This window comes from Ignavibacteriales bacterium (genome assembly GCA_026390575.1).
Lineage (GTDB): Bacteria > Bacteroidota > Ignavibacteria > UBA10030 > UBA10030 > Fen-1298.
Window position 1 is genome coordinate 331,794 of the sequence record JAPLFR010000009.1, and the last position, 13,743, is coordinate 345,536.

Here is a 13,743-nt window from a genome sequence, read left to right on the forward strand (position 1 = left end):
ACCAGAAACCACTTTAAAAAACGGGACATTACCAATTAAATCTTGAGAGGTAAAAAATGGAAACAAAAAAACATTATTATTCAGCATTTATACTAATCATGTTTGCTTTATTATTTTGGTCTTGTGCAGTTCAAAAATTTTCACGGACAGACAAAACATATTACGATATAAAGAAGCAAAGTGAAAACATAACTGTTTCATATAAGTTGCCGGTAATTAAAGCAACCGGTAAAACCACACAATCGCAAAAAAAAGGTGGAGTTACTATTTCAACTGAAATAGTCCCATTCGTAGCAACGCGTAATGTCAATCGAGATAAACAGGTTACCTATGCAGATCCTACCCAACCGGGTTATGATAATTATGAAGTCTCAAACACTCCATATTATACAGTCACTCCAGAAAATATTAAATTTAAAATTCGGATACGAAATAATGAGCAAGTGCCTTTAAAGCTTAGTGATGTCGGATTTGCAATAATCATTGATGGGACACAATGGTCTTTTCCAACCGGGTATTTAGATGATTGGAACAAAGGATTAATATTGACGGGGTTTGATAAAGAATATACCATCAATGGCCCCCAATTAGAAGGATTATATAATGCTCAAGTTGTTTATATTCTTCTTAATGGTGTTCCAGTTTCCTATAATGAAGCTGGAAGCGTTACTAAAAAAAGCAACTTTGAATGGTATTTTGAATGTAAGGCAGAAACAGTAAGCAAAGACGAACAAAAAACTTATACCTATGAAACAGCTCCTATTTATCAAAAAAAATGTCCTAAATGCAGTGGGACAGGAACAGATCCACAACCTTACAAGTGCACTTATTGTGACGGTAAGGGGTATTATGTTAATTCAAAAGATAAAAAATCTTACAAGTGTTCTACTTGCGGTGGCAGCGGAGTTGTACATTACAAATGCCCCGACTGTGGTGGTAACGGCGTCCTATCATATCCAAAATCAACGGAAGCGCCAGTAAAGAATAGCATTACTTGGACTGGCTGGAAAGTCAATGTTACAACAAATCCGCCAGGTGCAAAAGTCAGTATGGTAAACACGAGAACAGGAGAATACGAAAGCGTTGGTATGTCTACTGTAGAAGCAATTTGGTATTCATCAACCGCAAAATCGTACCCTATCATTATTGAATATCAAGGGAAGTCCGTGAAAGTGTTACCTTATGACAAGGACGGAAAAGAAATTTCAAATGTTGTAGTTGATTTTTTAAGCGGGCCACCAATTGTAAGAGAAGGAGGAAAGGTGGACTAAATAATTGCATAAACACCGAACAATAAGAGGTTTGTGAAAAACGGCAAGGACGGTACAGGTAGAAAAAGTTTTCTTCATTATATTATCTTTTGGCGTGTGGCGATAGTAAAGTGCAAATAATATCGCCACTTCGCGAAGCCCTGACCGTTTTCTGCAATCAGTTGAAGTATTTTGAGTCGATGAGATATAAAAGCGACAGAGGGACATTTTCAAAGCCCCTCTTCTTTGGCGCAGGTAATTTGAAAAGGGCTTTGTGGCTTGCTTGCCCGTCGTCTTTCGCGTTTTGTGCCTGCTTGTCGCAGGGCACGGCGTCCGCCATTTTTGGGCGGATTGGCGGAGCCGCCATCCTTTCTGTTGTGAGAGCCGGAGACATAGAAATAATGTCCCCGCTTTGTGGAGTAACAAATTTATCTAATGATCTCCCATGCATATTAGGTCGGTAATCCCGCCTGTGAATGAAGAGGATAGGAAAATGTTTAATCACCTGAAATACAGTGTTATTCTTTTATTATTTAGTCTTATATCATCGGTTTATTCGCAACAGATGAATAATGAAATCAATCCGGACTATGTGAAATGGCTAGAACAAAAAGGAAGCGGGAACAGCGAACAATTTACCATTGATGGACATCCATTAGGGTACATTCCACCTCCTTATAAAATACATACAGAATTACCTGAATATTTAAAAAAACAATTAGCAAAAAAAGAGTCACTTCCTGCAAGTTTTGACTTGCGCAGTACCGGAGGATTAACCCCTGTAAAAGACCAAGGTACTTGTGGAGCGTGTTGGACATTTGCTACTATGGGTGCGATTGAATCTCGCTGGAAAGTTAATGGCAAAGGTACATACGACCTTTCGGAAGATAATTTGAATACATGTCATTCTCCTTTTTTAGTGGCTCCTTGTGAAGGGGGGAATTCTTCATATTCGTTAGCCTATTTATCAAGAGGCTCAGGACCAAAATCAGAAACAGATGATCCCTATAATGATAAACATACTACTGTCGATTGTCCCTCTGGTCTCAATCCTCAAGGTATAGTTACCTCAGGTTGGTTTATTCCCAAATCTGATCCAATACTAATAAAGAGCCTTATCCAACAATATGGTGCATTATCTACAAATATGTATTATACAGAATCATCGTACAATGCAAGTAATTATACTTATTATTATTCTGGAACTGCGGGTAACAATCATTCTGTGACACTCGTTGGATGGGATGATAATAAAGTTACGGCAGGAGGAACCGGTGCTTGGATAATTAAAAATAGTTGGGGAACAAGCTGGGGTGAAAACGGTTATTTCTATATTGCATATCAAGATACAAAAGTCAATAACGAAGTGACGTTATTTAAAGATTATATCGATTATAATCCAAATCAAACAATTTCTACATATTCGGAATCTGGATCGGTAGAGAGTGTAGGATATGGCACATCACAAGCATATGCCTTAGTGAAATTCATTGCAACGGGAAATGTCCAATTGATGAAAATTGGAACATATGTAACTTATCCAGGATCTGTTGTCAGTATGGAAGTCTATGATAATTTTGATGGTAGCAGTTCATTGACTGGATTATTGGGATCAATTTCGAGTCAGACTTGCACCTATACAGGATATTACGCCTTTGATTTTTCTTCTCCAATAAACATTTCAAATGGGAATAATTATTATGTAAAAATTAGTTATCAAACACCAGGTTGGAATTATCCAATTCCCATTGAAGCGTATATTGCTGGTTATAATAATCCTACCTTCGAAACAGGAAAATGTTGGATAAGTTCAGGAGGATCAACTTGGTCTTCGTTGGGTAATAATGAGGATCTATGTGCTTATGCTTATACAAGTACGAACATTGCCCCTAATGCACCCACAGTAACAACGACAACTGCTACAAACATAACCAGTACAAGTGCATCATCTGGAGGAAATGTAACCTCTGACGGAGGAGCTACTATAACAGTCCGGGGAGTATGTTGGAGTACAGGTAGTAATCCCACATTAGGTAATAGTCATACATCGGATGGAACAGGCACCGGAACATTTACAAGCAGTATAACCGGATTGAGTCCTGGAATCCTGTATCATTACAGGGCATATGCAACCAACTCTGCGGGGACCAGCTACGGAAGCGAGCTCACATTTACAACAACTTCTTCAACACCAACAATAACAATATCGCCAACTTCATTACCATATTTTGGAAATGTCGTAGTAGGCCAGAATTCATCATCTCAATCCTACACAGTTTCGGGTAGTAATCTGACAGCAAATATTGCGATTCAAGCACCAACTGGATTTCAAGTATCGTTAAACTCAATATCTGGATTTGCAAGTTCACTAAACCTAACACAATCTGGTAGTACGGTTCCTAGCACAACAATTTATGCAAAATTCAGTCCGATGAGTGCCGGATTTCAATCGGGGAATATTTCACATACAAGCTCAGGTGCGACGACTAAAAATATTTCAATTAGTGGAACTGGTACGGCGGTTTCGACATCAGCAGTTTTATCCTTCACTCCAACATCCGGTCCCATTGGAACAACAGTTACCATCACCGGCTCAAACTTTAGTACAACTCCAGCAAATAATATTGTATACTTTGGCGCAGTAAGTGCACAGGTATCTTCTGCCACCCAAACGCAGCTTGTTGTCGCTGTTCCAACCGGAGCGACGTACCAGCCAATTTCTGTAACAGTAAATGGATTAACGGCATACGCAAATGCTCCCTTTATTGTAACTTTTCCAAGTTCACAAATTATAGATACATCATCCTTTGCCTCAAAATTAGATTTCACAACAGGATCGGCTCCCATTGGCGGTGTGATATGTGATGTGGATGGAGACGGCAAACCAGACCTCGTTGTTACAAACGCGAACAGCAATACTGTTTCGGTCTTCAGGAACACAAGCGCTTCCGGAGTTATGACGGCAAGCTCCTTTGCTCCAAAGGTTGACTTCACGACGGGATCGCATCCATACGGTGTTGCTATCGGTGATGTGGATGGAGACGGTAAACCAGACCTCGTTGTTATAAACGCGAACAGCAACACTGTTTCGGTCTTCAGGAACACAAGCTCTTCCGGTTCCATTACAACAAGCTCCTTTGCTCCAAAGGTTGACTTCACGACGGGGCCGTCTCCCGTTAGTGTTACTATCTGTGATGTGGATGGAGATGGCAAACCAGACCTCGTTGTTACAAACGCGAGCAGCAATACTGTTTCGATCTTCAGGAACACAAGCTCTTCCGGAGTTATGATGGCAAGCTCCTTTGCTCTAAAGGTTGACTTCACGACGGGATCGTATCCATACGGTGTTGCTATCGATGATGTGGATAGAGACGGCAAACCAGATCTCGTTGTTACAAACGCGAGCAGCAATACTGTTTCGGTCTTCAGGAACACAAGCTCTTCCGGTTCCATTACTGCAAGTTCCTTTGCATCTAAGGTTGACTTCACAACGGGAACGACTCCCGTTGGTGTTGCTATCTGTGATGCGGATGGAGACGGCAAACCTGACCTCGTTGTTACAAACGCGAACAGCAATACTGTTTCGGTCTTCAGGAACACAAGCTCTTCCGGAGTTATGACGGCAAGCTCCTTTGCTCTAAAGGTTGATTTCACGACGGGATTGTATCCATGCGGTGTTGCTATCGGTGATGTGGATGGAGACAGCAAACCTGACCTCGTTGTTACAAACGCGAACAGCAATACTGTTTCGGTCTTCAGGAACAGAAGCGATTCCGGAGTTATGACGGCAAGCTCCTTTGCTCCAAAAGTTGACTTCACGACGGGATCGTATCCATACGGTGTTGCTATCGGTGATATGGATGGAGATGGTAAACCAGACTTCGTTGTTACAAACGCGAACAGCAATACTGTTTCGGTATTGCGGAACACGATCCTTGCCATCAACACATACACATTAGCGGTAACTGCAGTTAACGGAACAGTAACCAAGAATCCTGATCAGGTGAATTATAATTACGGATCGACAATTACATTAACAGCGACACCAAATCAAGGTTATACATTTACTGGTTGGAGCGGAGATACAAGTGGTTCGACTAATCCGCTAACATTAACAATGAATGGTAATAAAAAAATTACAGCAAACTTTAAAACAACCAATGACGGAATCAGTTGGGTAAAACAATCAAGCGGTACAAGTGATTGGCTAAGCTCTGTTGATTTTATCGATGAGAATACAGGGTGGGTTGTGGGACAAACCGGCGACATTACCAATGTCGGTAGCATAATCCTAAAAACAACTGATGGAGGAACCGCTTGGATAAGTCAATCAAGCGGGGTAAGCAGTTGGTTATTCTCAGTTGATTTTATAGACCAGAGTACTGGTTGGACTGTAGGTCAATCTGGCACAATTCTTAAGACTACAAATGGAGGAACTAATTGGATAAGCCAATCAAGTGGTGTTAGTGACTGGTTACGTTCAGTCCATTTTATTGACCAGAATATCGGTTGGGTAGTCGGTGATGGTAGTACAATTCTTAAAACAACCAACGGCGGAATTAATTGGGTTAGACAATCAAGTGGCATCAGTGATTGGTTAAGTTCGGTTGACTTTGTTGATCAAAATGCCGGGTGGGCTGTGGGACAGTCCGGCGCTATCATCAAAACAACCGACGGGGGAAACAGTTGGATAAGTCAATTAAGCGGAACAAGTGGTAATCTACAATCCGTTGATTTTATTGATCAGAATACTGGTTGGATAGTAGGAGTATTTTTAAATTCTTCTGGTGTTGTACTTGGACCCATTCTTAAGACGACCGACGGAGGAGCTAATTGGATAAATCAAACTAACGGAAATGATAAATTTTTGTATTCAGTTCATTTTATTGATCAGAATACTGGTTGGGCTGTGGGTTCTTTAGGTCTGATACTCAAAACAACCAATGGTGGTAATAATTGGATAAGTCAAACAAGCGAGATAAATACAGCGTTAAACTCTGTTTATTTTGTAAATAATACAGGCTGGGCTGTTGGGGAAGCTGGCACAATCCTTAAGACAACCAACGGCGGTGTTACTTTTGTAAAAGATGCTAAGACAGAAATACCAGATCAATTTGTTTTATACCAGAACTATCCGAACCCGTTCAATCCAAATACAAGGATAGAATATGGAATATCGAAAGCATCTCATATAACAATTAAAATATTTGATATACTGGGAAGAGAAGTCGCAACACTTATCAACGAAGTGAAATCGGCAGGAATATATACCACAACATTTAATGCGGCAAAAATGTTGAGCGGGATTTATTTTTATCGATTGCAGGCTGGAAATTTTGTTGAAACGAAAAAACTTGTTTTGCTGAAATAGTATCACCTGACACCAATTGCACTCCGCTGTCCGGTCAAAGTAGAAAAAGTGTAAAAAGAAATGAAACTTAAATCAAGAGTGTGTTACTTTCTGAAAGAATCGAGCCGCCGGCGTGATGGGAACGCTAACCGTTTTAAAAAAGGAAAGAGTCAAGTAAAATAAATCCTCGTCAATCCAGAAATCGTCAACAGGAGTAATTTTATCTTTCTTGATTGCTTCGCTTGCGCTCTAACGAAAATATATTTTCTAATAATAAAAAGTCTTTCTCCGATTTTAATCATATTCTTCTCCGTTTTTCACAGTTAACCTCTAAAATATCAACTTGTAAATAATTGGATATTGCTCTAATGTTTTTTTGAACTTCGGCTAATTTATCTTCAAGTATTTTAAGGCGGGAAGCGATGCTTAATCTTTGCATTGCCGCAATATAAATTCTATAATGACAAAATAATTCGCCAAATTTATGGATCAGTTCATGATGCTTTTGTTTGTAGGAATGAAAGATGTCAAACATATAAATAGAAAGCACAAACGGGAGGGTATTACCCCTCGCGTGTGCGAATTATTACTTAATGATATGTTTCGCCAAATGGTGTTATCATATCCGTCTTATTTCATTATAGCATATCCCGCAAAACGCCAAATGCTTCAAGGACATACTTCTTTATTTCCGCCAAACCTATCATAGTTTTAAATTGGTCTGATATTAGTTTTACCTTTCGGATTGGCATTTTTAATCTCTTGCCTGTTTCTGTGCAAGTCAATTTTAAAATAAAGCGATACAGAAATATACTGCGCTCCTCGTGCGTCATCTCGTCTATATATGTTAGATAAAAATCGTTATTCATATTTTTGTTTAACAGTGTATATTAACACATCCAAATATTATGTCAAGTAGTGATATAGGGTTAAGCTGTTAATAAAAAAGCCCTGTTTTATTCAGGGCTATTAAGGTTAGGCAACCTTGACGAAAGTTTTATTAGCGAGACGGACAACTATGTTATCGGGCTCAGGGTGATGAACAATTACACAAAAGAACTTGGATAACTGCTCGGCTTGGATGTCGGTCATAGTCTTACCGATAAGGGAAACAGAGGGGTCGCCTTTCTTGATAAGCTCAAGCGTTTCCCAAATAGATACAGTCAGATGAACCACCTCGGACGCGGCGCGGTTTCCGTTATAAAGAGTTCTCTTAAACCCTTTTGGGAAAAACCATTCATCAGTCTTGGGGTTGTAAGCGACATAGCCGGAATGATTGCCGTTTTCATCATACATCTTAAAAGCAATCCGACCGGAAATAATGCTATGCTGCTTGACGAGGCCGATTTCGTATTTCTTAGCCATTTCTTCGGAGATCCCTTTGTCCTCAAGGAATTTACAATAGTGTAATTCCAGATTAGGCAATTCCCGTTTTGGTTCTTTCGGTGTCGTCAAGAAATGGTCTTTCAAATCCTTGGCTGCCATTCTTAAATCAACTCCTTTCTGTTGCGCCAAAAAGTTAATGATGCTTCCTTTATCTTCTCCAATTGGATTAAAGTAAAGGTTTTTAGAAGTGGTGATTACGAATCTCTCGCCCTTCAATTCTCCGTTTGTCGTGGTGTAAGGGATATTGAGCCAATCCAAAACATCTTTGAATTGTATCTTCTGGCTAATCTCTTGGAAATTGAGGTATTCCATAGAAGCTCCTTTCTTTTTAATGGACTACTTCTATTATACCATATAAAGCAAAAGACCGGCATGAGCCGGTCCTTCGTCATCAAATCGAAACGCAAATAATATCTATTCAGTTTCAGCCAAAGACTAAATAAATATTATAGTTCAACCGCTGGCCGTTAATCGCATTGATAGGAGTCATCAAATGCTCCGTTAGCTTCCGCTCACAATACGACTTATCTGTGCTTGGTGACAAGTCAAACTAAGATTCGGTTTTTCGCCTATCTCTGCGTTTCTATATCTATTATACCATTATCCAGTCATCAGACAAGAAATTATATGTTGGTTCTTGTTCTGTTGGGGTGGTTTGGCTTGGGATTGGTTCTGTTTGATTGGGAAGAGGGGGAAAAGTTTTGATATGGCTGTTGCTTGTTCCTAATCTCGTAAAAGCGTGGTAATCCGGCAAGTCCATTATTTCGGATTCCTTAACTCTCAGAATATCGGCTAATCTCTTTGCTTCAGTGTCGCCGCAATTAAAAACAATATAAGAACCGACTATTCCGAATATTGAGCTTAATACCTTTGGTTCTATTTCCAAAAAATCGTGGTGAGAAAGAGTGAATCCAACTTGGCAACTTCTGGCAAATTGTAATAGGGAAGGGAAGCTGGAATTGACGCTTGTCTGAAATTCATCAATGTAAATCATCAAAGGTTTCTTGATCGTGTTATTCTTGATATAGGAAAAAACTGAATAGAGAATCAGAGCAGATAAGAACCTCTGGTTGTCGTTGTCGCTGGTGGCGGTATTAACAAGTAAGGACTGACCCTGTTCTATGATAGAAGAAATATCAAACTCGTTTTCTCCTGTCGTAAGAAATTGGCTCATCTCTTCATTATCAAGAAATTGAGAAAGACGGCTTGATATGCTTCCCATTGTGTTTATATAATCGCTCGTTTTTTTAAATCCGCTTTTCTTGGTGTCTTCTATTTCGTTGAACCATTTCCGAGTGGCTGGCTCGGAAAATGGATAACGCTCTCTGACATCCTTAAAACTCAAAAATTCATTTAAAAACTTAAGATTGCGGTCTTCTTCTTTAAATCCCTTAATCGCTTTGGAGAGTATCTCTTTCATACGAACGGTCGCCTCCGGATTTATAGAGGTGGCTGTAATCATAATATCCATAACATCTGTAAATTCTCGGATAAGAGTATCTACTTTATACCCGCGGCGTCTTAAAGGGTTTATCTTGACAGGGTTATTAAAGGAAACATAACGAGCATTAGGATTTATCAGTTTGTTGACGCTGTCGCCTTTCGGATCTATGAAGATAACGGATAGCCCATACTTCATATCATAGTCGGCCATTCGTTCCATTAGAACGGATTTTCCCATACCCGTCTTGCCGATTATGTATGTGTGGTTAAATCTTTGATTAAGATTTGTTATATATGGCAACTCAAGGTGAATATCTTCTAATGAACCGAGTTTTAGTAAATACTTATTCACGCGTGGCAGCCTTGTCTCTTTCATATTTAAAATTAAGAACCTCTGCTTCGGTAAACTTACTTTTCGCCTCCGCCTTTTTATAGGCAGTTTCCTGTTTCATCTTATTCAGTGTTTCTTCCGCTAATTTGCGTTTCATATCAAAATCTTCTATCGAAGATGTAACACCACTGCCAAATAAAGAAATAAGTATAAGGGTTTGAGAGGGAGTGATGTTTTCTGTGTCTAAATCCTGAACAATTTTTTTATATAATTCAATAACTTGTTTTTTTACTTTTCCATCAAACTTAGCTTGCCATTTTTCCAGATAGATATGAGTTTCATTGATGTTTTTCCTATTGGTGGCATCCATTATGCGTTCTTCTTTTGCTGTCTCACGTTCGGCCATTTCCATTTGATGACGGTCTTTATCTCTTTGAAGTTCATCTTGCTGTCTTTGTAGTTCAATCCTTTCTTTCTCTAGCCTGATTTTCATTAATTCTGTATCTGTTTTGAGGGCAGTAAGTTCATTTTCGTATTTATCTTGCAATAACTTTAAGTTATTATCAGATATTATTGATTGTCTTTTTAATTCATTTAACTCGGTGTGGGCAAGATGATTAATCTTATCATAACTGATTAATGCATCTACTTTCAAACGAATAAAAGATTGACCGGTGTCCGCTATACTCCGAATATATTGATTTAATAACCTAACTCTTTCAACATCCAATTCTAAACGTCTATTTCCCCATCCCTTAAAAAATATCGGTGTGGGAGAAGTTAGGGTATTCTGGAGTTCTCCGATCAATGATTGTAGATTAACTTCCGATAAATTAATTTCTTTTTTGGTCGGAAGATTGTCATCTGTGGGTTCAAGTAATGACATAATTTTATCCTTGTTATAAAGGTCTTTATAACTTGTTAATGATGCTAAATAATATGTAATAGCTAAAGTTCCAAAAATAAGAAGTGGCCAAATAAAAAAACTGGAATATTCTACACCCAACAAATTAAAGAGGAAATGTCCGATTGCTTCGGTAGAGATAAAAAATATATTAATAACTAAAAAGATAAGACAAAGTGAAATAAATACAATAAGAAATATAGCACCCAAAATTTTCATAAATAATCTATTTATTAAATATTTTGTGATACCCAAAATTATGTCTTATCACTTTTTCATAATCCGATTTTACATAGTAAAATTGGAGTGTATCTCTATAAAATGTAATACCCATATCGTCTATTTGATTCTCGTAAACGACAAAGTCATGTTTCCAAAAAAAAGAAAAATTATAAAGATGTTCATCGTGTCTAAATTTTAAAATACAATTTTTATCGCAAATTATCGAAAAGTGATAAAATATATAATGAGTATAATTAACATCGTTGATAAATAGACCCTTATCATCAAAATCACAATCAAATTTGTAAAGAACATTCTTTTTTAGTGATACCTCGCTGGTATAAAAATAATTATCACTATATCGAGTTGCTCCTTTTATTGGTTTTCGTCCATATAAAAAACCAATAAGTAAGACAAGAATAAATAAAAACGTAAAAACGAACCCTAATAATCTAAACTTGTTTTTTAATAAATTCATAAACTACTTAAAAAATTAAATCCTTGTCCAAAATCTTTTTTTAATTTACAAACAAACACGACAGAAAACTTAAAGGTATTTATAGAAGGAACGGGCAAATCTAAATGATAAGATTTTTCTTTCCAATAATTATAAACTCTCTTGTCGCGGGCAAGTTTCAAATAGTTGATCCTCTTACTCTCAAGCCAATCACTCCAACCGGCCTTACTCGCTTCTATTTCTAAAAATTCTAACTTATAAGCCTTATCATTAGCTCTAACAAGTAAAGCGTCTGGCCTTAAGTAATCAAAAGAAGGGTAGAGCAACGCCTTGAAGTCTGGAAGTTTAAGGGCTTGGATAAAAACCTCGGTGTTGTTAAGCTCGTTTATACCGCCTTCTCCGTTAAAGTTCTTAGGCACGGCTCTGGTATCGTAGCCCGCTTCTTTTAGAATATCTAAACTCCTAGGAGTGGACACATAGACGCCGTTGGCGGTCAGATTCAAAAGTCCTAATCCTACAAGCCGATCAAGTTTCTTTGTAGAGCAAATCTTAGAGTATCGGGAATTAATTAACTTAATGTCTGACTGCCGGACATACTTAAGCAATCGGATATGATAAAGCATATCCCAAAGTAGTTTGAAACTTCCGCCGCTTTCTAATGGGATTATGTCTCTTAAGTCGTTTTTTAATTCCGATAGCTCCACCTGTAAAAGATATATAAAAAACCTGTAAATCTCTTGTGTGGATACAGAATAATCAGGTGGTCGCAAATTACAGGTAAAAACAAAAACCCCCTTTGTTAGTGAGGTATAATTATAAATTTACAGGTTGCTATATAAGGCGTGAGAATGGAAGGCCGGAGGTCGAGCGCTCCGTTTCGTGCGGAGGGTGAGAAAACGATGGCCTTTGATTCTAGGGAGTGGCATCGGGATATACAAAAAACAGGCTTACGCCCGTTTATTGCCGACTTTGATGTAATTAGCAGTCAAAGTCTCTTCTGTTGTTATAATAACTCCGTTAGGGCTTACTACTCTCAATAAGCTTCTTAGCTTGTTCTATGGCCATATCCAAAGCGTTCTCTATCGTACTCGTACAAAACCCTCCGTCTACGGATTCCGCGTCATCGTCCGTTATATCAGCCGTATCGTATATATCGTAAAAATATCCCGGCTCATTATCCGACTCAAATATTCGTATCACTAACTCATTTATCTTTGCCATATAATTAAAAATTAATCTGTTTAAAATCTTCCTCGCTATAAACCTTGTCGCATTTCGCACAAACCACTTTTAATACTTCACATTCTTGACTCTTATAGACCGTCAGCTCTCCATCATCATCCATCTCCGCTTGGTGAGCTATTGCCTCATCAACAATAAACTCTTTCGATCCGCACTCGCATTTATTAATAGACATACATCTAATAATTAGTTTATAGTTTCATTTAGACACTTCATAAGCTCTATTGAATCATCATATCCTAACTCCTCAATCAAAATCACTGATATATCTTTAATGCTTAAATAAGAACTTTCATAACGAGAACGTTTGAGGGCAGTTCGTAAATCATTTTCATTAAAACATTTTGCTAATTCATTAAACATATCGTTTAATAATTGTGATGAGTTATTTCTCATCTATGCCTGAAAGAAAGCAAGCGGGTTCCCTGGCAAGTCATAGGGCTGGAGACGAACGAAGTGAGTTCTACCCTTGACTTGTTAGGGTGCTTGCTATAATTGAAAGGCAGATGACAATTATGCTGTTCTCATTTTAGAATTGTAATTCAATTCCTTTCTCCAAAATTCTTCATTCAACAGTGTTACACGAAACTTTTAAACCAGCTTCCTATTGAATCTGCATACTTAACCTTGTTGTTCCTGATTACCAAATCAATGACCTCGTTAAATGTTGCCCACTGATTATTAAGAACCCTTCTTATACAATAGACACTATGACCGCAATTGAAATTCCATTTTCCATTGCTCTCGTCTTTAATCCATTTCAGGATTTGTATTTTGATTTCTTCTTTGGTGTATTGTTCTTTGGGCTTGAACCAACAACGCATATCCCATAAATACTCCTCATCTAAAATCTGTCTGAAATAATAATCGCGATTATGTTTATCCTGTTCTAATTTGAGATTAACATTTTCGGATATTTTCAATTCCGTGTTGGGAAATAGGTCTTGTTGAGATGTCATAGGTTTAATGATTATATAAGTATTATAGCATACCTATTAATCCTGTCAAGCGGTTATTTGCTTTGATGAGTATTAGCTACCTCAACCTTTTTAACATACCGCGCTATGTAATTTCTCAACACAATACTAAATTGTTCTCCTCGAATAGCGCAGGCTGCCTTAAATCTATTTTTGAGACTAATGGGAAGTAAAATATTAA

General features: G+C 38.0%; 8 protein-coding genes. 3 read left to right on the top strand and 5 right to left on the bottom strand.

The genetic code is table 11. The features are described 5' to 3' along the window. The first annotated feature begins 56 nt into the window (after positions 1-56). Both NTX44_09890 and NTX44_09895 read left to right on the top strand, forming a co-directional pair. Positions 57-1,271, top strand: a complete 1,215-nt coding sequence (locus tag NTX44_09890) for a hypothetical protein (protein ID MCX6121917.1) — start codon at positions 57-59, stop codon at positions 1,269-1,271. Between the two features lie 472 nt (positions 1,272-1,743). Then, positions 1,744-6,621 (top strand): FG-GAP-like repeat-containing protein, encoded by a 4,878-nt coding sequence (locus NTX44_09895; GenBank protein MCX6121918.1) that lies wholly within the window; start codon positions 1,744-1,746, stop codon positions 6,619-6,621. 954 nt (positions 6,622-7,575) lie between these two features. Here NTX44_09895 and NTX44_09900 read toward each other — a convergent pair. The 5 genes from NTX44_09900 to NTX44_09920 form a co-directional block, all read right to left on the bottom strand. Further along, entirely contained in the window at positions 7,576-8,298 is a 723-nt protein-coding gene (locus NTX44_09900; protein ID MCX6121919.1) for a hypothetical protein, read from the bottom strand. Positions 8,299-8,578: 280 nt separating this feature from the next. Then, complete coding sequence (locus NTX44_09905; GenBank protein ID MCX6121920.1) at positions 8,579-9,781, bottom strand: DUF87 domain-containing protein; 1,203 nt, start codon at positions 9,779-9,781, stop codon at positions 8,579-8,581. Next, the gene (locus tag NTX44_09910) at positions 9,774-10,919 is read right to left on the bottom strand and encodes a hypothetical protein (protein ID MCX6121921.1); all 1,146 of its coding nucleotides are present in this window, start codon (positions 10,917-10,919) and stop codon (positions 9,774-9,776) included. The genes NTX44_09905 and NTX44_09910 overlap by 8 nt, the downstream gene beginning before the upstream one ends. Positions 10,920-11,360: 441 nt before the next feature. Beyond that, positions 11,361-11,846, bottom strand: coding sequence for a hypothetical protein (locus NTX44_09915; protein MCX6121922.1), 486 nt, complete (start codon positions 11,844-11,846; stop codon positions 11,361-11,363). A gap of 722 nt (positions 11,847-12,568) precedes the next feature. Then, positions 12,569-12,760, bottom strand: a complete 192-nt coding sequence (locus tag NTX44_09920) for a hypothetical protein (GenBank protein MCX6121923.1) — start codon at positions 12,758-12,760, stop codon at positions 12,569-12,571. A gap of 535 nt (positions 12,761-13,295) precedes the next feature. Between NTX44_09920 and NTX44_09925 the strand changes: the two genes are divergently transcribed. Beyond that, positions 13,296-13,418, top strand: coding sequence for a hypothetical protein (locus NTX44_09925; protein MCX6121924.1), 123 nt, complete (start codon positions 13,296-13,298; stop codon positions 13,416-13,418). The last annotated feature ends 325 nt before the right edge of the window (positions 13,419-13,743 follow it).